This is a genomic window from Vallitalea sp. (assembly GCF_025211055.1).
Classification (GTDB): domain Bacteria; phylum Bacillota; class Clostridia; order Lachnospirales; family Vallitaleaceae; genus Vallitalea.
In genome coordinates this window covers 1-20,817 of record NZ_JAOARO010000077.1, presented here as the reverse complement: position 1 = coordinate 20,817, position 20,817 = coordinate 1, and the positions used below count along the sequence as shown (strand labels likewise).

The 20,817-nt window shown below is 31.1% G+C and carries 21 protein-coding genes; 14 read left to right on the top strand and 7 right to left on the bottom strand.

Annotated features, from left to right (window positions below; translation table 11 throughout):
• The first annotated feature begins 55 nt into the window (after nucleotides 1-55).
• From cobM to N4A55_RS10675, 7 genes are all read left to right on the top strand, one after another.
• Nucleotides 56-823, top strand: a complete 768-nt coding sequence (cobM, locus tag N4A55_RS10705) for a precorrin-4 C(11)-methyltransferase (RefSeq protein ID WP_293756076.1) — start codon at nucleotides 56-58, stop codon at nucleotides 821-823.
• Between the two features lies 1 nt (nucleotide 824).
• Nucleotides 825-1,565, top strand: coding sequence for a precorrin-3B C(17)-methyltransferase (cobJ, locus tag N4A55_RS10700; RefSeq protein ID WP_293756074.1), 741 nt, complete (start codon nucleotides 825-827; stop codon nucleotides 1,563-1,565).
• On the top strand, nucleotides 1,562-2,329 hold the full coding sequence (gene cobK, locus N4A55_RS10695) for a precorrin-6A reductase (protein ID WP_293756072.1): 768 nt from the start codon (nucleotides 1,562-1,564) through the stop codon (nucleotides 2,327-2,329). The genes cobJ and cobK overlap by 4 nt, the downstream gene beginning before the upstream one ends.
• Before the next feature lie 78 nt (nucleotides 2,330-2,407).
• The gene (gene cbiG, locus N4A55_RS10690; RefSeq protein ID WP_293756070.1) at nucleotides 2,408-3,463 is read left to right on the top strand and encodes a cobalt-precorrin 5A hydrolase; all 1,056 of its coding nucleotides are present in this window, start codon (nucleotides 2,408-2,410) and stop codon (nucleotides 3,461-3,463) included.
• Entirely contained in the window at nucleotides 3,453-3,995 is a 543-nt protein-coding gene (locus N4A55_RS10685) for a cob(I)yrinic acid a,c-diamide adenosyltransferase (protein ID WP_293756068.1), read from the top strand. The genes cbiG and N4A55_RS10685 overlap by 11 nt, the downstream gene beginning before the upstream one ends.
• Before the next feature lie 118 nt (nucleotides 3,996-4,113).
• Nucleotides 4,114-6,597, top strand: a complete 2,484-nt coding sequence (locus N4A55_RS10680) for an outer membrane protein assembly factor BamB family protein (protein WP_293756066.1) — start codon at nucleotides 4,114-4,116, stop codon at nucleotides 6,595-6,597.
• A 15-nt stretch (nucleotides 6,598-6,612) separates the two neighbouring features.
• A complete protein-coding gene (locus tag N4A55_RS10675) occupies nucleotides 6,613-7,941 on the top strand; it encodes a vWA domain-containing protein (RefSeq protein ID WP_293756064.1) in 1,329 nt (442 codons plus the stop codon).
• Between the two features lie 46 nt (nucleotides 7,942-7,987).
• Here N4A55_RS10675 and N4A55_RS10670 read toward each other — a convergent pair whose 3' ends face one another.
• Nucleotides 7,988-8,644, bottom strand: coding sequence for a transglycosylase domain-containing protein (locus tag N4A55_RS10670; RefSeq protein ID WP_293756062.1), 657 nt, complete (start codon nucleotides 8,642-8,644; stop codon nucleotides 7,988-7,990).
• Between the two features lie 147 nt (nucleotides 8,645-8,791).
• Nucleotides 8,792-10,015, bottom strand: coding sequence for a peptidase T (gene pepT, locus N4A55_RS10665; protein ID WP_293756060.1), 1,224 nt, complete (start codon nucleotides 10,013-10,015; stop codon nucleotides 8,792-8,794).
• 257 nt (nucleotides 10,016-10,272) lie between these two features.
• Between pepT and N4A55_RS10660 the strand changes: the two genes are divergently transcribed.
• The gene (locus tag N4A55_RS10660; RefSeq protein ID WP_293756058.1) at nucleotides 10,273-10,929 is read left to right on the top strand and encodes a TraX family protein; all 657 of its coding nucleotides are present in this window, start codon (nucleotides 10,273-10,275) and stop codon (nucleotides 10,927-10,929) included.
• An 88-nt stretch (nucleotides 10,930-11,017) separates the two neighbouring features.
• On the top strand, nucleotides 11,018-11,758 hold the full coding sequence (locus N4A55_RS10655; RefSeq protein ID WP_293756056.1) for a TspO/MBR family protein: 741 nt from the start codon (nucleotides 11,018-11,020) through the stop codon (nucleotides 11,756-11,758).
• A gap of 99 nt (nucleotides 11,759-11,857) precedes the next feature.
• Here the strand turns inward: N4A55_RS10655 and N4A55_RS10650 are convergent, their stop codons facing one another.
• From N4A55_RS10650 to N4A55_RS10640, 3 genes are all read right to left on the bottom strand, one after another.
• Nucleotides 11,858-12,583, bottom strand: a complete 726-nt coding sequence (locus N4A55_RS10650) for an ion channel (protein WP_293756054.1) — start codon at nucleotides 12,581-12,583, stop codon at nucleotides 11,858-11,860.
• Between the two features lie 206 nt (nucleotides 12,584-12,789).
• Nucleotides 12,790-12,969 (bottom strand): hypothetical protein, encoded by a 180-nt coding sequence (locus tag N4A55_RS10645; protein ID WP_113674347.1) that lies wholly within the window; start codon nucleotides 12,967-12,969, stop codon nucleotides 12,790-12,792.
• Between the two features lie 62 nt (nucleotides 12,970-13,031).
• Complete coding sequence (locus N4A55_RS10640; protein WP_293756051.1) at nucleotides 13,032-13,205, bottom strand: hypothetical protein; 174 nt, start codon at nucleotides 13,203-13,205, stop codon at nucleotides 13,032-13,034.
• A gap of 197 nt (nucleotides 13,206-13,402) precedes the next feature.
• On the opposite strand from N4A55_RS10640, the gene trpS reads away from it, so the two are divergent.
• The 5 genes from trpS to N4A55_RS10615 all read left to right on the top strand — a co-directional run bounded on the left by trpS (nucleotide 13,403) and on the right by N4A55_RS10615 (nucleotide 18,244).
• Nucleotides 13,403-14,416 carry a tryptophan--tRNA ligase gene (trpS, locus tag N4A55_RS10635; RefSeq protein WP_293756049.1) on the top strand — a complete coding sequence of 338 codons (1,014 nt, stop codon included), beginning with the start codon at nucleotides 13,403-13,405 and terminating at the stop codon, nucleotides 14,414-14,416.
• Between the two features lie 180 nt (nucleotides 14,417-14,596).
• Complete coding sequence (locus tag N4A55_RS10630; RefSeq protein WP_293756047.1) at nucleotides 14,597-14,908, top strand: hypothetical protein; 312 nt, start codon at nucleotides 14,597-14,599, stop codon at nucleotides 14,906-14,908.
• Nucleotides 14,909-14,979: 71 nt separating this feature from the next.
• Entirely contained in the window at nucleotides 14,980-16,005 is a 1,026-nt protein-coding gene (locus N4A55_RS10625) for a CotS family spore coat protein (protein ID WP_293756045.1), read from the top strand.
• A gap of 25 nt (nucleotides 16,006-16,030) precedes the next feature.
• Entirely contained in the window at nucleotides 16,031-17,044 is a 1,014-nt protein-coding gene (locus N4A55_RS10620) for a CotS family spore coat protein (RefSeq protein ID WP_293756043.1), read from the top strand.
• A gap of 30 nt (nucleotides 17,045-17,074) precedes the next feature.
• On the top strand, nucleotides 17,075-18,244 hold the full coding sequence (locus N4A55_RS10615; RefSeq protein WP_293756041.1) for a glycosyltransferase family 4 protein: 1,170 nt from the start codon (nucleotides 17,075-17,077) through the stop codon (nucleotides 18,242-18,244).
• A 152-nt stretch (nucleotides 18,245-18,396) separates the two neighbouring features.
• On the opposite strand, the gene N4A55_RS10610 is transcribed toward N4A55_RS10615, so the two are convergent.
• Together N4A55_RS10610 and N4A55_RS10605 are read right to left on the bottom strand one after the other, a co-directional pair.
• Entirely contained in the window at nucleotides 18,397-19,710 is a 1,314-nt protein-coding gene (locus tag N4A55_RS10610) for a UDP-glucose dehydrogenase family protein (protein ID WP_293756039.1), read from the bottom strand.
• A 239-nt stretch (nucleotides 19,711-19,949) separates the two neighbouring features.
• Nucleotides 19,950-20,654 carry a hypothetical protein gene (locus N4A55_RS10605; protein WP_293756037.1) on the bottom strand — a complete coding sequence of 235 codons (705 nt, stop codon included), beginning with the start codon at nucleotides 20,652-20,654 and terminating at the stop codon, nucleotides 19,950-19,952.
• Between the last annotated feature and the right edge of the window lie 163 nt (nucleotides 20,655-20,817).

Here is a 20,817-nt window from a genome sequence, read left to right as displayed (position 1 = left end):
AATAAATATTACTAAGATTTTCTAATCAAATAAAAAAAATAAAGGAGTATGCATTATGATTTTATTCGTAGGAGCAGGACCAGGAGATGTTGAGTTAATTACGGTTAAGGGGATGAAGGCTTTACAAGAGGCTGATTGTGTTATATATGCAGGGTCTTTGGTGAATCCTAAGTTGATTGATACTTATTGTAAGGAAGACGTTATTATCTATAATAGTGCCAAGATGGATTTGGATGAGGTTATTAAAGTAATGGTAGAGATGGAAAAGAACAATAAGAAGGTTGTTAGACTGCATACAGGTGACCCATCCATATATGGAGCAATCAGAGAGCAGATGGATAGATTGATTGAACATAAGATTGAGTTTGATGTGATACCAGGGGTAAGTTCTTTTGTGGCTGCTGCTTCTAGATTAAAAGAGGAATTTACATTACCTAATGTTTCCCAGACGATTATTATTACTAGATTACCAGGTAGAACTGGTCATGGTGAAGGTGGACAGTTAGAAGAATTGGCTAAGCATAGAGCTTCAATGGCTATATTTTTATCAGTTCAATCCATTAGTGAAGTAATGAAGAAATTAAGAAAGAGTTATGATGCAAAAACACCTGTAGCAGTAGTTTATAAAGCTACTTGGGATGATGAAAAGATAGTTAGAGGAACTCTTGAAGATATTGAGAAGAAGGTAGAAGAAGCATCTATAACTAGATTTGCTCAGATTCTAATAGGTGACTTTATGTCAGATAAATATTCTCTATCAAAATTATATGATAAAGGTTTCAGTCATATGTATAGAACAGCAGTGAGTAGTGAGGAGAGATAAGATGAGAGGGCAGATTTTTGTTATTGGTATTGGACCGGGGCAATTAGAGAATATGACAGTAAAAGCGGTAGAAGTTATTAAGTCCTGTGATGTTATTGCAGGATATAAGGTTTATGTAGAACAGGTAAAAGATTTATTAGAGGATAAAAAGATCATAAGTAAAGGCATGGGAAAAGAAATTGACCGTTGTGAAATGGCTATAGAGGAAGCTATACAAGGTAAGACAGTAGGGATAGTCTGTAGTGGTGACGGTGGATTATATGGTATGGCTGGATTACTAATAGAACTTGTGCACATTAAGAAACTGGAAAATGATATAGATGTAGAAGTGGTATCTGGTGTTACAGCGGCTATATCCTGTGGAGCTTTGCTTGGTGCACCTATTGTAGAAGATTTTTGTACAATAAGTCTTAGTGATTACATGACGCCTTATGAAAAAATACTTAAGAGAGTTGAACTTGCATCTAGGGGAGATTTTGTTATAGCATTATATAATCCTAGAAGTTCCAAGAGACTAGATTATCTAGACGAAGCATTAAATATTATAAGAAAAGAGAGAGATGATAATACTCCAGTTGGTATTGTAAGGATGGCTTATAGAGATAAACAGAATATAGTTCGAACTGATTTGGCACATATTAATACGAAAGAAGTAGATATGTTTTGTACTATTATCATAGGTAATAAGCAGACAAAATGGATAAATGAATTCATGGTAACATCAAGAGGGTATAATATATGATTCTAATATTAGGTGGCACAAGTGATAGTATAATAATTACCAACAATATTGCAAGTTTTACAAAGGATATAATTTTAAGTTGTGCTACTGAATATGGAAAAAAAGTGGCGAGCAAAAGTTATGATGGTAACATAATATATGGTAAAATGAATGATATTGAACTTGGAGAGTATTGTATTCATAAAGGAATAAGTATAGTTATTGATGCAACTCACCCATATGCTAAACAAGTATCAGAGAATGCAATAAAAGCTTGTAAAGCTATAGATATTGAATATGTCCGCTATGAGCGGCCCTTGATAGAAAAACATGAAGGTAAGTATATTTACTGTTATTCTTATGAAGAAGCAGGAAAGACTATTGATAGATTACAAGGAAATGTGCTGATAACTACTGGTAGTAAAGATGTAGAACATATCATACATGAGATCAAAGATAAAAATAGAGCATATATAAGAGTATTACCACAATCAGGTAATATAGAAAAACTGGAAAGACTTCATGTATTACCAGACCAGATTATTGCTATGAAAGGACCTTTTTCCAAAGAGCTGAATGTAGCAATAATGAATAGCATTAACTGTAAAATAATGGTTACAAAGGAAAGCGGTAGTAGGGGAATGATACAAGAAAAACTCCAAGGGGCAGATGAATGTAATGTAAAAGTTATTATTATAGGTAGACCCAAAATAGATTATCCAAAAGTATTTTTTGATATGGATCACATAATTGACTATATTAAAGGAAAAGGTACCATAGAATAAATAAACTAAAGTAATTACAATAATTCCTAACAATAGATATAGTAACTGGTGATTTAATTAAAGAAAGGTGGTAATATATTGAAGATAGCATTAATAACACTAACTCATGGTGGTTTACAACTTGCAGAGAAGTTAAGGGAATATAATCCTAAGATAGATGTTTTCAGTCATAAAAAATGCAAGTATGAATATGTAAAATTTATAGAATTACCACTAAGAGATAATATCAAGCAGTTGATAGATGACTATGATATGTTAGCATTTATTATGGCAGCAGGTATAGTAGTTAGACTAATAGCACCGTACATAAAACACAAATCTATAGACCCAGGTGTTATTGTTATAGATGAACAAGGTAATTATGTTATCAGCCTTCTATCTGGACATCTTGGAGGTGCTAATGAGTATACAAGAGAACTTGCTGAGTTTTTACATGCTCATCCTGTTATAACAACGGCTTCTGATGTGAACAATACTATGGCTGTAGATATTCTAGCTATGAAACTTAATTGTTACATAGATGATTTTGAAGATGCAAAAATAGTAACATCCCATATTGTTAATGGAGACAATGTTGGTATAATCAGTAATAGGAGTATAGATATAGATCTACCTAAACAATTTATTACAATAAACAATTATAATATCAGTCCAAGTATTGATAAGTATAATATAAAAGGCTTAATAGTTATAGATTCCAATAAGATTGATGTTGATGTTCCTATATCATACCTTTGTAAAAAAGATATTACAGTTGGTATAGGATGTAGAAGAGGTAAAACAAGAGAAGAAATAACTAAGGAACTTATGCCCCTACTTAAGGAAAAAGACATTAATATTAGACGTATATCCAGAATATCAACTGTAGAAGTTAAAAAAGATGAAATGGGTATAATTGAATTAGCTAGAACTCTGAGAATTCCTATGGACATTATTACAATTAAGAAGATAAAGGAAATTCAGCATTTATTTGAAGGCTCAAAGTTTGTAGAGAAAACAATTGGTGTCACATGTGTTAGTGAACCTTGTGGATACCTTTCGTCAAATAAAGGCGAATGTATTCTAAATAAAGTAAAAGCTAATGGCATAACAATATCATTATGGAAGGATGGGAGGAAAAACAATGAATATTAATCAAAAGGGTGTTGTACTGTGTTATACAGGTAATGGAAAAGGTAAAAGTACCGCTTCGTTCGGGTTAGCAATCCGTTCAATAGGTCATGGTAAGAAAGTATGTATTATTCAATTTATCAAATCGCCAGATAATCTGATTGGTGAAAGAGAAGTATTTAAAAAACTTGGGGTTGAAATGTACCAAATGGGTAAAGGATTCACTAATATCAGAGACATTGATGAGCATAAAAAAGGTATTGAAGAGGCATGGTCATTAGCAAAAGAAAAGATTAACAGTGGAGAATATGACCTTATTGTCTTAGATGAAATAAATAATGTATTTGCTATTACTAGATTCAAGGTAGAAGATGTTATATCTGTAGAAGAATGCATTAATGTATTTGAAAATAGACCTGACAGAACTAATGTTGTGATAACAGGTAGAAATGCACCACAAAAACTCATGGATGCTGTAGACCTAGTCACTGTTTGCGAAGAAAGAAAGCATTATTATAATGAAGGTAGAAAAGCTGAGAAAGGAATAGAATATTAGTTTTATAATATTTTTTATGTTAAAAATATTAAAACATTAATAAATTAAACATAAAATATATAAAATTATGATATAATTATTTAAAAAGAACACTAAAATAATAAAAAGGAGGAATATGATGGAGGAACATTATGAAATCTATAAGAAGGATCAAGTTATTTTTGGGCGTTTTTTCCGTTTTGAAACTTTACTTGAGGATAATCCATGGATTGATATGTCAAAATCATGGCGAGTTGAAAGGTCAAGTGAACAGTTTCTTTCAGCAGAGTATAGCTGTAAATTGTCAGCAGGCAACGGAATGTCGGGAAGATTAAGCACTATTGAGTTTGAAATTCCTAAATCCTATAGTAACAGCTTGTTAATATTTTTTGGACTATATCCTAACGAAATACCAACTAGTAGAAATTTTGCAATAGGTATTGAATTTGATGGACAACCAGTAATTAAGGTAGTAGATTTAACTGAGGGGGATAAATGGTTAGATCAAAAATCAGTTAGTTTTACTATCCCAACAGGGGCAAAAAAAGCTAGGGTTTTTCTAGAACTACCTCCAGTCTATCGTGCAACCAACAGTGCATATATTGATAATCTAGGTATTTTTTTTAATGATTCTTATATAGACAAGTCCAAGCAATATGCCATATTCTCAGATACTGATGGAGCAATAACTGCTCATAACATAGATAATGGAGAAGAAGAGTGGACATTTAAAACAGATAATGGATTTTTAACATCAAAACCAGTAGTAGTTGATGATGTCGTTTATTTTGGTGATGGAAATAATACATGTTGTTTATATGCACTTTATACAGATTCAGGAAAAATCAAATGGAAATACACAATGAAAGGTAGCATAGATGCTACTCCTGTAGTATTTGATTCAAAAGTATATATATCCACATCAAAAGGATTTCTATATGCAATAGATAAGGAAACAGGTAAAGAAATTGGATGTTATGATATTTTACGATTGCAATCTGCTAAGGATATGAAAATATATTCTAATGTTCTATCAGACAATATTATCTATCTAACAAGTGATAAAGGGTTTTATGCCTTTGATATTGCAACTAAAATAGTTATTTCAAGTTTTGACCTAGATTATCCTGTAAAAGGAGTTCCAGCAATACTTAATTATGTTGCATACTATGGGGATGTTGCAGGATCAATCTATGCAATGGATATAATTAATAACCAATGTCTCTGGAGAAAAACTTTTGATATGCCTATCCATTCATCACCACTAATATCAGGTAACTATATTATAGTTGGGTGTGATAATGGCTCACTCTATGTACTAAACTTAAAAGACGGGGAAGTACAATGTGAGTGCTCTATAAAGGGGTATCCAGTAAGAAGTTATACAATTGCCAGTAATCAATTATATGTAGCCTTTAATAATATTGAAGCAAAGGTTTTTTCGTTTAATATTAGACATGATATGCATTCGTCTATGTTAGAAGAGGATATAACCAATCAGACAGGGATTGAGTTTAAAACAATAGATGGAACTAACCCATTTAAGTTCTCATGGAAATATAATATTACTAATGGTGTAGAAAGAGAACCTATGATTATAGGTAATCGTGTTTGTTTTGCCGCTAGTGACGGATTTTGTTACTGTCTAGATAAAGACGATGGAAGTGTAATATGGAAGGACATAGTTACAACGCCAAACTTTACAAGTCCAGTATACGCTCCATTAAATAAGCACCTATGTGTTTCTCGTCGATATGACCAGTACTGTTATCTCATGTCCCATAATTCTTTTGCCTATTTTTTAGATGGCTGGTGGCTTGGCAATCAGGAACTTACATTAACAGAACAGCTTGATTATGGAGTTAGAGGGTTGATGCTTGATATATACAAAGAAAAGATAAATGGTGTTAATCAGATTGTAATGTATCACGGAACAAAGTGGTCTAGTTACAGCTGGCTATTTCTTGAGGATGCAATGCGTGAAATAGGTATTTGGTTAAAGAATAATCCTACAGAAGTTGTTACTATTCAATTTGAAAATAGAGTGTTGGACCCTAAGCTAGTTCAAAGGGCTTTTGATGATGCCGGAGTATCTAATATGATATTCTATGCAGATAGAGTCAATAAAGGTTCAACTGGTTATTCATGGGAACCAGTACTTAATAAAGGTTGGCCAAGTATAGGATGGATGGTTCAAAATGACAAACGCCTTGTAGTTTTTGCAGAAAAGAAAGGTGATGGACTTCCATATGTCTGGGATTATTCCGTAGAAACAAAATATGGCGAAGATAGTCTTAAGGGTAATTATGATGAAAGAAATGAATCTGCTAGCATTCCAATAAGCAAAAATCGTTCTCTATATACAGTAAACAATTTCCCTACAATATGGTATTTGAATATATTAAAGCTACGTACTTATAAATCTATTAATAGTTTTAACACTCTTATAGCAAGATGTAATACATGTAAATTCAATCCAAGATTTTTTTTGGATGAAAAATCAGGATGGGAGTTTCACTTACCAAACTTTTTAGCTGTGGATTTTGTAACACGTGGGGCAGATGGAGGACCACTTAGAGCAGTGGAGGAAATAAATAAATATTGGGAAGAAAAAATCAAATAATTAGGAGGAATTATAATGTCTAGTGTAAGTATAGCGTCACTTATTGATCAGTCTGATAGTATGAGAAGTTTTGGATATATGGAGCCAGCTAAGACAGATGCAGCCACATTTATAACAATCATGAAAGAAGCAGACCAAATAGGAGTAGTTGCTTTTTCCACAGAAAGTAGAGTAATATATCCACTAAAGACTATACATTCAGACCATAAAACAATTAATGAAGCCATAAATGAAATAAAAAAGCTAAGCCCAATATATTTAACTAATATAGAACAGGCCATATCACAGGGACACCAGATGCTTAACGCTACAGGTAACGCAAATAGAGCTATGATACTTCTATCAGATGGTTTGTGGACTGCGGGTGGAAATCCTCTTAGAGGATTACCTTCAGATATTCCTATTTATACAATTGCTCTAGGGGATAGAGGGCAATGTAGTATTTTACAGGAACTAGCTAGAAAAACCAATGGACAGTATCATTTCAGCCCTGATGCATTTGAACTTGCTGAGATATATAACCAGATAGCAGATGATGCAAGTGTAGCTACAACAGCCATAAATCAAAAACAACAAATAGATTCATATAGGTTTACAACACTGCCATTATATGTTCCAGAAGGTTCTGATCATGTAAGTCTTGCTGTAAACTGGCTTGATGAATCAGTTATTTATACAACAGGTTCTCCTGGAGTAAATCAAGTCAATATATTATTAAGAGATCCTGATGGACAAAAAATAGTAATGCCTCCTACTTTTATTGGGAATGGTTTTGTAACATTTCATCTTCATGATCCAAAACCAGGTCAATGGACTACAGGATGCTGGTGTGGAAACATGAGTCAAAATATCTTCAGAGGCACTGTGGGAGCTTTCGAGCCTAACAGTACTATTAAACTTAATTGTAAGTTGGCTAATACAGACATGAATTGTGGAGACCAGCTAGACTTAAAAACAATATTGGAAAGCAGTAAAAATGAGATTGGTAATATAATAATTAAAACAACCATAGAGTCACCAGTTGATTCAAAAGAAACTATTCTAGAAAAATATAAAGACGAAATCAAGAATACTGAACCTGATGAGGAACTTATGAAAAAAGGTGTTAATGAGGTGGATGCAAAACTTAACACTCTACATAAAAAACTATTACCTCATGTTAATATATTTGCTCGTAGACAAAGTCCAGTATATGCTAAATACTCAAAAGATGGTGTGGAACATGAACCTATTAAACTAGATATATCAGGTAACCATACTATTAGAGTTGATGTAGAAGGAACTATTTTAAGTAGTAATACGAAATTCACAAGAACAAGGAGATTAAGTGTTAATGTTAAGTAAATACATGTAATCATATAGGGGGCTGTGCTGTAAGCCCCCTAATACCTTATCTTATATATCCATTTTTTAACATAACACTCATAACAATTTTTTGTCTTTTCTTTGCTTTATCTAAATGTTTAACAGGGTTATATCTACTAGGGGCTTGGGGTAAACCAGCTAACATAGCACATTCCTCTAGGGTGAGGGTACTCACATTTTTAGAGAAAAATACATTTGATGCATCATTTACTCCATAAGCGCCTGCGCCATAGTAAATGATATTTAGGTACATTTCTAATATATCTTCTTTTGTAAACATCCGTTCCAGTTTGGCTGCAATAATAATTTCATTAAACTTCCTGATTAGTGATTTCCGCCTACTAAGAAAAAGGTTTTTGGCTAGCTGTTGTGTTATTGTACTACCACCTTGTACGAATCTACCTTCTTTTATATCTATTATTGCCGCTCTCATTATTGCTAGAATATCAAAACCACCATGACGATAGAATCTTTTATCTTCCATTGCAATAGTTGCATTGACTAGATTTTTAGGTAATTTATCAAGTTCAATATAATTAGATGTATTACTTGAAATCTGAGTTTTCAAACTATGATCCAAAGTATAATTCGTGTTGCTTGGATTATAGAATTGACTATATGTTAATACCATTAGGAATAATATCCCGAATATCGCTAATAATTTTTTTAAGAAATTTTTCATATTAGTTACCTCCCGTTAGTAATTAGCTCTTTATTAGCTTATACTAATATTGTATTCTACTTGGACTAATTATTCCATTCACATAGATTACAAAATAAAGAGGTAACTTACATTTTTGTAAGGATGAGTATTAAGCTAGGCTAATTATTATTTTTGTGCGTATAAGTCTACGATTTTTACTATAGTTTCTACTGCTTTATGCATTGATTGTATACAAACGTATTCGTATTTACCGTGGAAATTATGTCCGCCTGTAAATAGGTTAGGACAAGGGATTCCCATGTATGATAATCTTGAACCATCAGTACCGCCACGGATAGGTACGATGATTGGTTCAACACCAACAGCTTTCATTGCTTCTGTAGCTGTTTCAACTATGTGCATTACTGGTTCTAGTTTTTCTTTCATGTTGAAATACATATCTCGTAAATTGCATTCAACAGTATTGTCTCCGTATTTTAGGTTAAGATAATTGACTACATTAGTGAAATAATCTTTTTTATTATAATATAATTCTTTGTCATGATCTCTTATTATGTACATCATTTTAACTTGTTCAACATTCCCAGCCATTCTTACAAGATGATAGAATCCTTCATAACCCTCAGTAAATTGTGGTCTCTCATCAGGAGGTAACATACCGTCGAATTCAAAGGCTATTTCCATAGCACTAAGCATTTTGTTTTTAGCTGAACCTGGGTGAATATTATTACCATTGATTGTCAACCAAGCATTAGCAGCGTTGAAGTTCTCGTATTCAAGCTCTCCTATCTCTCCACCATCAACAGTATAAGCAAAATCAGTACCGAATGTTTCTGCGTCGAATTTATCAGTTCCTCTACCTATTTCTTCATCAGGAGTGAATGCTACTTTTATTGTACCATGTTTAATTTCTGGATGATTGATTAGGTATTCCATCGCTGACATTATTTCTGCAATACCAGCTTTATCATCTGCACCTAGAAGAGTTGTACCATCTGTAACGATTAAATCTTTTCCTTTATAATTAAGAAGTGATGGATAATCTTTTGTTGATAAAACTACATTAAGAGTTTCATTAAGCATTATATCTTTACCATCATAGTTCTCAATAATACGTGGATTAACATCTTTACCGCTAATATCTGGTGATGTATCCATATGGGAAATAAATCCTATAGATGGAATATCTTTATCAGTGTTTGCTTTTAGCGTAGCCATGATGTAACCATTGTTATCAAGGGATATATCTTCAAGTCCTAGAATGTTTAATTCTTCAACTAGTATTTTAGCAAGATCGAGTTGAACAGCAGTACTTGGGCAAGTCTCAGATTCTTCATTTGATGTAGTTTCTACCTTTACATACTTTAGAAATTTTTCACATACATTCATGTTGGTTCTCCTTCCAATATCAAATTTTCCTAATAATATCTTACGTTATTTTTAACTTTTTAGCAAGTGTTTTTAGCTTACATTAGATTGGATTGAATTAAATATATATTAAATTTTAAAATATATATAACTTAAAATTTTAAAAAAAATAATTAACAAAATATAAAAATAATAGTATATAATAGTGGCTATAAGCAAATGATTATTTAAGATATACTATTAAATAATATTGGATAATATGAGGAGATGAGAAAATAATGAATTCAACCAACCTGAAGATAGTTGCTTGTTTAACAATGTTAATTGACCACTTAGGAGCGGTATTTTTTCCACAATATATTTATTTTAGAATAATAGGAAGGATTACGTTTCCTATCTTTGCCTTTTTAATTGCTGAAGGATATCTTCATACTCATAATGTTAAGAAATACTTGATTAGATTGTTTACATTTGCACTGATATCTGAAATACCTTATAATTTAGCATTTGATGGTAAAATTATTAATTTTGGAAGTGGACTGAACGTGTTTTTTACACTTTTCTTTGGATTACTTGCTGTATTTGTATATGACTATTATAAAAAATTTGGCTTATTACCAGTATTATTAATAGGAATAATAGCACATTTACTTAAAACAGATTATGGTATGTTAGGTATATTGGTTATATTTGTATTCTACGTTTTCAGGGGTGATTTTTATAAGCAGGTATTAAGTTATATTTTATTAACATTAGTATTCTTAGGTATTATATATTTTGAATATGAAAGAATCAATTTGCAGGTATTTTCAACATTAGCTTTGATATTTATATATTTCTATAATGGTAAAAAAGGTCCCAACATTAAATATTTATTTTATGTATTTTATCCAGGTCATTTATTGATTCTTGGTTTATTAAGATATATATTGTAACTGCTTTAAAAATAAAACAAGATTTATTGCATTAAAATTAAATATTAGACATATATAGTAATAAATAATAAATGAAGGACGAGGATATATGGAAAAGAGTAATAGAATACTTAATGCTATTGGATATGTAATCATGGTGGTGGTTAATATTCTTGCTGTGACATTACCACTTAACGGTAAAACAACAGGAGAAATATCCAGTAATATCAACTCCTTATTTACGCCAGCACCTTATACATTCATGATATGGGGGCTAATCTACATATTATTACTAGGATTTGTCATCTATGGATTAATGCCAAAACAAAAACAAAATGCCTGTATAGATTCAATAGGTATTGCTTTCTTTATCTCAAGCATATTAAATGCGTTATGGTTATTTGCATGGCATTATGAGAAATTATGGTTATCTCTGATTATAATGGTATTACTCCTATTTACATTAATCAAGATTTACAATAGAGTAAATAAGAACTGTGTGAATAAGAACGGTGATAACAAATTCGTCAGAATACCTTTCAGCATCTACCTAGCTTGGATATCCATAGCTACAATAGCTAACGTATCGGTTGTTCTAAAAGCTACTGGTTGGAATGGTTTAGGGTTATCAGAAACTGTATGGACAGTAATTGTATTAGTTTTTGCATTGATTCTTTCATTATATGTTTCAATCAAAAACGATGACGTGGTCTATTTATTGACTACAGCTTGGGCTCTGATTGGTATACTAGTTAGACATTGTGGAAGTAACAGTCCTATCAGCATTACTGTTATTGCTGCTGTAATAGTGATAATTATTCAGATAATATGCAATGTAAGGAAAAAATAAGTATAAACTTGAAGGAAATAAAAATGGATATACTGATTAACTCTGTTATCCATACAAAATACCAAATACCAAAAATTAAGATGTAAATATATAAGACAATTATTTTATATCCATATCTTTACTAAATATTTTCTTAGTACTTTTACCAAATACAAAAATTATTGCAACAGGCCATAAAACAGTAGTGATTATATGACTTATAATAGCTTGAATAATAACTAACCGCTTAGTTATCTCCGAATACTCCGACGGCCTTATATCACCAAAACCAATAGTGAAAAAGGTAGTAGTACTAAAATAAAGAGCATCAAGATGACTAAATATCTCATCCTCACCAATTATACCCTCATTAAATATATTACTTAGGTGAGTGTACAAAAGCGCAAAAGAATCAATAACCGAAAATAGCAAAGACAAATACAAAAAGAAAATACACAATATCTTCAAAAAAGGTCGATTAAAAAACGAAGTAATATAAAAATTACAATTCTTATCACTATTATTAATATGATAAGCCAGTATCAAAAAATCAAAAATAGATGTCAAAAAAATTGCACATAAAATAAAAATAAGAGTAAAGGTTTCATTTCTATTAAGCAAAACATGATTATTCTCTATAAGCATAAAAGGCAAATATATAAGCAATACAATATTAACAAAACACCCTATATAAAAACACTTAGTACTTATAAAAAGCATAAAAAGTGATAAAAAAATTATAATAACTGTCTTACTATCAAGACTCTCCAAAACCACAAACATAAATAACAAGAAAAAAGCAACAACCATAAAAACAATACTGCTTCTTGTAAAATTCAACTTCATAAAAACTACCTTTCCTACCATCAAATAAAATTATGTATCTTCAGATATGAGGCTGTAGGTAAACTCAACAGCCCCATTATATTTACTGTAATTCTACCATTCAATAAAATACATACATAAAAACATATGATATTAACACCGAGTGTAAATAGTATAGGGGAATATGGAGGCCCCTATACTATTGGAACGACTGTATTGCTATATGTTTACTCCGTATGATTTATTTGATCATATAAATCTAATTTACAATGACTATTTTCCCAATTAGTACAATTAAGGCAAGATGTACTCTCTACAGTTGAATTTGATAAAGATTGCACATTTTGTCTTGGACAATAAGAACTGCATTGCTTAGCAGTTTCACAAAAATTCATCATGCTATCCATAATAATTTCCCCTTTCATTATAAATGATAAATAAACCATTAATAGGTTTTTTTTTCAATATTTTATCTGCCTACTCTTTTTTTTGTATAAGATTTTGTTGAATTCTGGATATCAATAAAATCATTTGTGTAACCAAAAGGACTATAAACGTTAAAGATATATTCACTAACTGGCAGATGTATTATAGACGATTTTGGATATCTACATACTTGTCTAGTGTTAGAAAAACTTATCATAATATCCCTCCAGATACTAAAAAATTATATAAATTTATTAGCAGAACTAATATAATCTATTATGTGTAATTTTTGATAAATTATACTTGATGATATCTTGAATAAAAATTTATTATATGCTAAACTAACACGTAATACGATAAATTAAATGTTTTTAAAACATAAAAAAAATTATAGATAAAGGAAGGGTGACATGTATGAGTGCACAGGCTGAAAAGAAAAAAGTTATTTTTAGTGGTATTCAACCTACTGGTGTTATAACATTAGGTAATTATTTAGGAGCCATTAAAAATTGGACGAGATTACAAGATGATTATAATTGCCTATTTTGTGTTGTTGATATGCATTCAATTACAGTTAGACAAGATCCCGCTCTACTAAGAAAGCGAGCAAGAGATTTATTAACAATATATATCGCAGCAGGACTTGATCCTGAAAAAAACATTATGTATTATCAATCACATGTTTCTGGACATGCTGAACTTTCATGGATTCTTAGCTGTTTTACATATATGGGTGAGTTAAACAGAATGACTCAGTTCAAAGAAAAATCAGCAAAACATGGTAATAACATCAATGCAGGTCTTTTTACTTATCCAGTGTTAATGGCAGCAGACATTTTATTATTCCAATCGGATCTAGTTCCTGTTGGACATGACCAAAAACAACATCTTGAGATTACTAGAGAAATTGCAAATAGATTCAATAACATCTATGGAGATGTATTTACTGTTCCAGAACCTTATATTGGTAAAGTAGGTGCTAAGATAATGAGCTTACAAGAACCAACTAAGAAAATGTCCAAGTCAGATGAAAATCCAAATGGTTATATTTCTCTATTAGACGATTTGAATGTTGTCAAAAACAAAATCAAAAGAGCAGTAACAGATTCCCATAGAGAAGTTACTTATTCAGAAGATAAACCTGGAGTTAAGAATCTTATTGATATATATTCGAGTATTACAGGTGAATCCATTGAATCTTGTATAAATGAATTCCAAGGTAAAGGTTATGGAGATTTGAAAAGAATAGTTGGTGAAGTCGTTGTAGAAGAACTTAGACCCATTCAAGAAAGATTCAAAGATCTACAAAAGAACAAAGATTATATAGATAGTATAATTAAGAAAAACGGAGAAACAGCTAACTACTTAGCAACAAAAACTCTTAGAAAAGTTCAAAAGAAAGTTGGTTTTCCGGTAAGAATTAGATAAATTATTTATGGGTCTGTCATTTAGACAGGCTCTTTTTTATTATTCTTTTTTCTATTTAGCTTAAATTAGAACACATTTTTTTGAGTAACATATAATATATTAATAGTTCATAAAAAATATTTAGGATAATTTGTCACTAATATGCATGTTTAATTGTTCTAAAAAGGAGGAATCATACTTTTGAAATGTAAAGAATCCTATATAGGTACTAAAAAAGAGTGTATCCAATTTCTTAACACTAATCTACCAAAGCTTTTTAGAGGAGAACTTCAGTTAGAAGGACAGGATGTTTTTATTCCAAGTAGAGAAGAATTAGAATTCAAAATGAAATTTGAATATGATGAAGATTATGAGTATGGATGTGTTGGAATCAAAATCTCTTGGGGTGAAGAGCCAGATCTTCCAGACGAAGAAGATGAGGAAGATGAAGACGACGATGATGATGACGAGGAATTCATACCAAACAAGAACACTAAAGACTATTATCTCTAAGATAAAAAATAGCTAAAACCCTCAAAACTGAGGGTTTTGTTTTTAAAAATGATTAAAAAAGGAGAGAAAACATGCCATCTGAAGATTTAGCCAAAGTCTTAGATAACTATAATATTGAGGTACTAAACATAAAAAATGAAAATTACAAAGTAAAAAAAGGTGTATGGTGGATTCAAACTCCAACCGGATACAAGATACTTAAAAAGAATTCCATACCAAAAGAAAGATTGAATTTTATTATTGCTGCTATAGAATATCTATGCAGTAGAGGAATCAATATGCCCAAAATTATTGAATCAAGGAAAGGCGAAAAATATATTGAAGAAGATGGAGCTAATTATATATTGAATGAAGCTATCCCAGGCAAAGCACCTAGTTCTAAAACAATAGAAGGACTAGAAAAAATAATAAAAGAATTAGCTAAATTCCATGCTGCATCTATAGGATTTCAACCACCTTCTGATTGTAAACCCAATATCCTTCTAGGCACTTGGTATAATAAATCTAATAAGAAAATGAATAAATTGAATGAGTATTATGAACAAGAAAAAAACAAAAACACTCATAGCAAATTCGGAAATATGATACTAAAAGAGTTTCCTAACTTCCATAAGAAAATGGAGATTGCTTTGAATAAAGATAATATGTCACTATATAATAGATGGGTAGCTGAAATACAAAAAACAACATGCTTAGTTCATCAGGATTTCATTGATGGAAATTTAATGATAACAGATAAAGGAAAAATCTATGTTCTAGACCCAGACTCATTAGCTATTGAAGTACCAACAAAAGATATAAGAAAATTCCTCAATAAAATCATGAAAAAACGTGGTAGCTGGGACTTGAAACTTACTATAGATATTTTGAGATGGTACCAAGAAGTTAATCCCTTAGAGCCCTGGCAATGGCAGGTTCTAAAATCCACAGTAATGTATCCTCATCTATTTACAGGGATAATGAGTAAATATTATCAAAAGAGAGAAGCATCTTGGTCAGAAAGTAAATATGTAAGTAAGCTAGAGAATATCATCAACATAGAAAATTCAAAAGAATATATTATAGATAATTTTGAACAAATAATTGCTTCACTATAATATGCGAAAGGGTAGGTGTTGAAAAATGAAAACAAATAACACTACTATTGAACTTAAGGATATATCTACTAATGTACTAAACCAATATAATATTAGACCTGATAATATATCAATTATTCAAAATGAAGGATTAAAAACCCTATGGAAATTTACTAATAGAAACCAAAAAATGTGTCTAAAAAGATTTCGTCATACTAAGGAGAAAATTATGTTCTCTGTTAATGCTCAGAGGCATATATATAAGAAAGGTGGAAAAGTACCAAAGGTTTATCCAAACAGTCAAGGTGAATATATTACTGAGTACATGGGACAACTATTTGTACTATATGAATGGATAGAAGGAAGAGACCTTAATTTCACAAGAGCTAATGACTTCAATGATGGAATAGAAGGATTAGGAGCTTTTCACAAGATATCAAAAGGCTATATATCTCCTGAAGGTGCCAAAATATCCTCCAAACTAGGTAGATGGACTAAGCAGTACAATTCCATGAAAAAAAGAATGTTAAAATGGAAAGATATAGCTTTGACCGATAGAACGAAGGGGTCATATAAAGTATATATAGAATGCATAGATGATATTATTAACCTTTGTGATAAAGCCATTACTGCATTAGAACAATCTTCTTATGATAAAATAACTACCATTGATTTACATGAATCCTCATTATGTCATCAAGACTATGGCTCAGGAAACGCTATCTTATCTGAAAAAGGTATATTTGTCATTGACCTTGATGGTGTAACATACGATTTGCCTGGTAGAGATTTGCGAAAAATTATCGGCAAACGAGCTGAAAAAAGAGGCAGATGGGATATAGACGATATTAATCTAATACTTAATCATTATGAAAAAACCAATAAATTAACTAGAGAAGAAAAAGAAGCTCTAAAAATAGACTTAATGTTTCCCCACTGGTTTTTTGGAACAATAAAAAATATATTCTCAAAAAATAAACAGGTAAACCCAGGAAAAATAGCTAAAATAGCAAAATTAGAAAAAGAAAAGATAGCAGTTTTGAATCAATGGAAGATCTAAACATAATTAGTCCATAAGGAGGATTATTTAATGAATATTGCATTTATATGTACAGAGAAACTTCCTGTTCCTCCAGTATTAGGAGGAGCTATACAGATATATATAGACAATATACTACCTATATTATCAAAAGAACACCATATAACTGTTTTTACAGTATTAAAAGGCGGTTTACCTGAACATGAAGAAGTAGGAAATGTCACTTTTATCCGTGTAAAAGGAAGAACAAAGTCCGAGTATATAAAAGAAGTTGAAAATAATATAAGTTGTATTCATGAGAAATTAGATTTGATACATGTATTTAATAGACCACGCTGGGTAAGGCAATTAAGCAGAGTAGCACCTGATACTTATTTTAGTTTAAGTCTCCATAACGAAATGATGTTACCTAAAAAAATTAATCCACCCCAAGCAAAAGAGTGCATAGACAAAGTAGAATTCATAACAACAGTAAGTAAATTCATAGGAAACGAAGTTATTAATATGTATCCATCCGCAAAAGGAAAAGTATTCCCAGTCTATTCAGCAGCCGACATTAACATCTATCACCCTGTAGGCTCTAAAAAAGCAATAGAAAACAAAAAAGAACTATTAAAAAAACACAATATAGAAGACCACAAAGTAGTAATATGCGTCAGCAGACTAAGCCCCAAAAAAGGTCAACAGATCGTAATGGAAGCCATGAAGATTGTAATGGAATCTCATCCAAAAACAGCATTAGTCCTAGTTGGAAGTAAATGGTATGGAAGTGACGAAATAGATGAATTCACCTCAATGCTACACGGAAAAGCAAACGAATTAAAAGGACCAGTCATCTTCACAGGATTCCTGACACCCGACGAAGTACCAAAACTATACAACATAGCAGACATATTCGTATGCGCATCCCAATGGAGAGAACCCCTAGCTAGAATCCACTACGAAGGCATGGCAGCAGGCTTACCAATAATAACAACCAATCGTGGCGGTAACTCCGAACTATTCGAACAAAATGTCAACGGCATAGTACTAGACGATTACGACAATCCAATCGCCATGGCCGAAAAAATAAACTACCTCCTAGACCATGAAGACCAAGCAAAAGCAATGGGCAAAAAAGCACGCAAAGACGCCGAAGAAAACTATACCTTCCAAAGAGTAGCAGGACAACTACTATCCCTCTTCAACAAAGTAAAAAAACACCACAACATCAAACGTTAAAAAAACAGTAAAATAAATATTAAAAAATCATAGATAAATCAAAAATGTTGAATTAATCTCTTATCCACTAAGATTTAATTCAACATTACTATATATACTAACCTTAAATATCTGCACACATCCCAACAAGTTCAATTGCTATACTAAATAAGTTATTTCTTATTTCCAAAACTCCCATTCCCAATAGAATAATAATAGATAAACCCACTTTTCCTAGCTTCCTCAATATCAATCATATTCCTACCATCAATAAGCATCCGCTTCTTCATCTTCTTAGCAATACTCTCCAAATCCATCATAAAGAATTCATCAAGTTCAGTACATATAATAGTACAATACGAATCTCTCACAGTATCCTCAATACTATCACAATACGTTATATTAGGAAACAAACTCTTAATCTCCTCAGAAACCATAGGATCATAACATCTAATATGAGCACCCATCTGCAACAATTCATCAATAATAAACAAAGATGGTGCATCCCTAATATCATCCGTACCAGGCTTAAAAGTAAGACCCAAAAGAGAAATAATTTTCCCCTCAATATTATTATAATGATCCAATAATATCTCTACTGGCTTGAGTCTCTGATTCTCATTAACTTTTATAGTACTTCTTACTATATTAAACTCACAACCATATTTTTCACCTATGTTAACTAGAGCTTTTGTATCCTTAGGAAAACATGAACCTCCATATCCAATTCCAGCTCTTAAAAACTCTGAAGAAATTCTACTATCAAGACCTAATCCATAAGACAAGGTATCTATGTTAGCATCAACCTTACTGCATAGATTAGCCATCTCATTAATAAAAGAAATTTTTGTAGCCAATAACGCATTTGAAGCATATTTTATCAATTCTGCTGTAGGTGGATTAGTATTTATTATTTTCGTTTTGAACGGACTATATAAATTATCCATTACTTTCTGAGCCTTCTCAGATTTACAGCCTATTACCATTCTATCTCCATGAAGAAAATCATTTAGTGCTCTGCCCTCTCTTAAGAATTCAGGATTAGATACTATATCAAAATCTTTTCTATCTACACCATTCTTAAGAAGTATATTCTCTACAACCTCATGAGTACCTACAGGTACAGTACTCTTGATTATGATAACCTTATATTGATTAATTTCTTTAGATATCTCAATAGACGCATCAACGACTTGTGAAACATCAACACTCCAATCAGGTTTTGTTGGTGTTCCAACTGCAATCATAATTACATCTGACAGATCTATAGCTTTATTAATATTATCAGTAAAAAGGATATGTTTTTTCTTCAAACATTTATTCAATAGAGGTTTAAGACCTTCTTCGTATATCGTTGGAATACCTTTATTCAATTGTTTTACTTTTTTGATATCCTTATCAACACATATAACATTATTTTTATATTTAGCAAAAGATAATGCAGCTACCAGTCCTACATATCCTGCTCCAACAACACATATCTTCAAAAGCAATCACCCTTCTATCTATATTGTAACATCCCATGTTTATTGCTGTTCTACAATATTATATGCTTGTATTAAGATGCCTGTGAGGAATGTTTTAATATAGTTAAAAGTTTAACTATTAATTTAAAACAAATAATTATTATTAAGACAATAATCAGTTTTAGGTATCATACATATAAATATCTACTTTAATCAGTTGAAGTCACAATTATAGATAAAAGGGTAATATATATATTTTTTTATATCTTATTAATACTGATTTTTATGTTATCAAGAAACAATGAACCATTACCTTTATAATCTGAATCCACTCCAATAATTACCCACATCTCACCATTGCTGTTAGTTGTCGTATTAAAGGATTCTTGAAAAGTTTTGATACTATCACTCCTTAATGTACTTGCATTACCAAGAGTGGTTAAGTTAATCTTCTTACTAGCGTCTTCTGTATTAGGATTTACGAATAAATAATTATTATTACCTTTCTCTATCATCTCTATTGAAGGCTGAATATTAACTACAGCCGCTTTTATAAACAATCTATCCATTGGTGTGGATTCGTTATTATTATTTGCAGGCAGTATATCAAATCTCAAATCAACTTCATAGTTGGAAAGAGGTGATAACCCATCTCTAGAAGTTAATTTTTTAGTTGTATACATAAACATATTATTATTCTTAGTGCTGCTTGTTAGATAGATGCCTTTATTGGAATTATCATCCAATGAATAATCAGCATGGGCAAAATTGATATCAAATCCGTTTGTAAAAGAATCATCATCAATTCCTGCTAATCCTCCTATCCATCCATCTGTTCCATTTTGGAAATCATAGTTGAATTCTAATAAGTCGTTCTCTGATGTATTATTATCACTATATTTGTTTTGACACCCAAATAATATTAATGAAACTATTAATATTGGCAGTATAATTTTTCTGTTCATTAAAAAACCTCCTATATAACTATATATTCTCTCGGAATCTCTAAGCCAGTAAATTCAACGCTTCTAGATTCCTTTTTATTAAAAACCCCCACTTTTTTGTCAAAAACCATTGACATATTCATCGAAAAATGTGCGCTTCGCGCCTTGATTATGAAATATATTT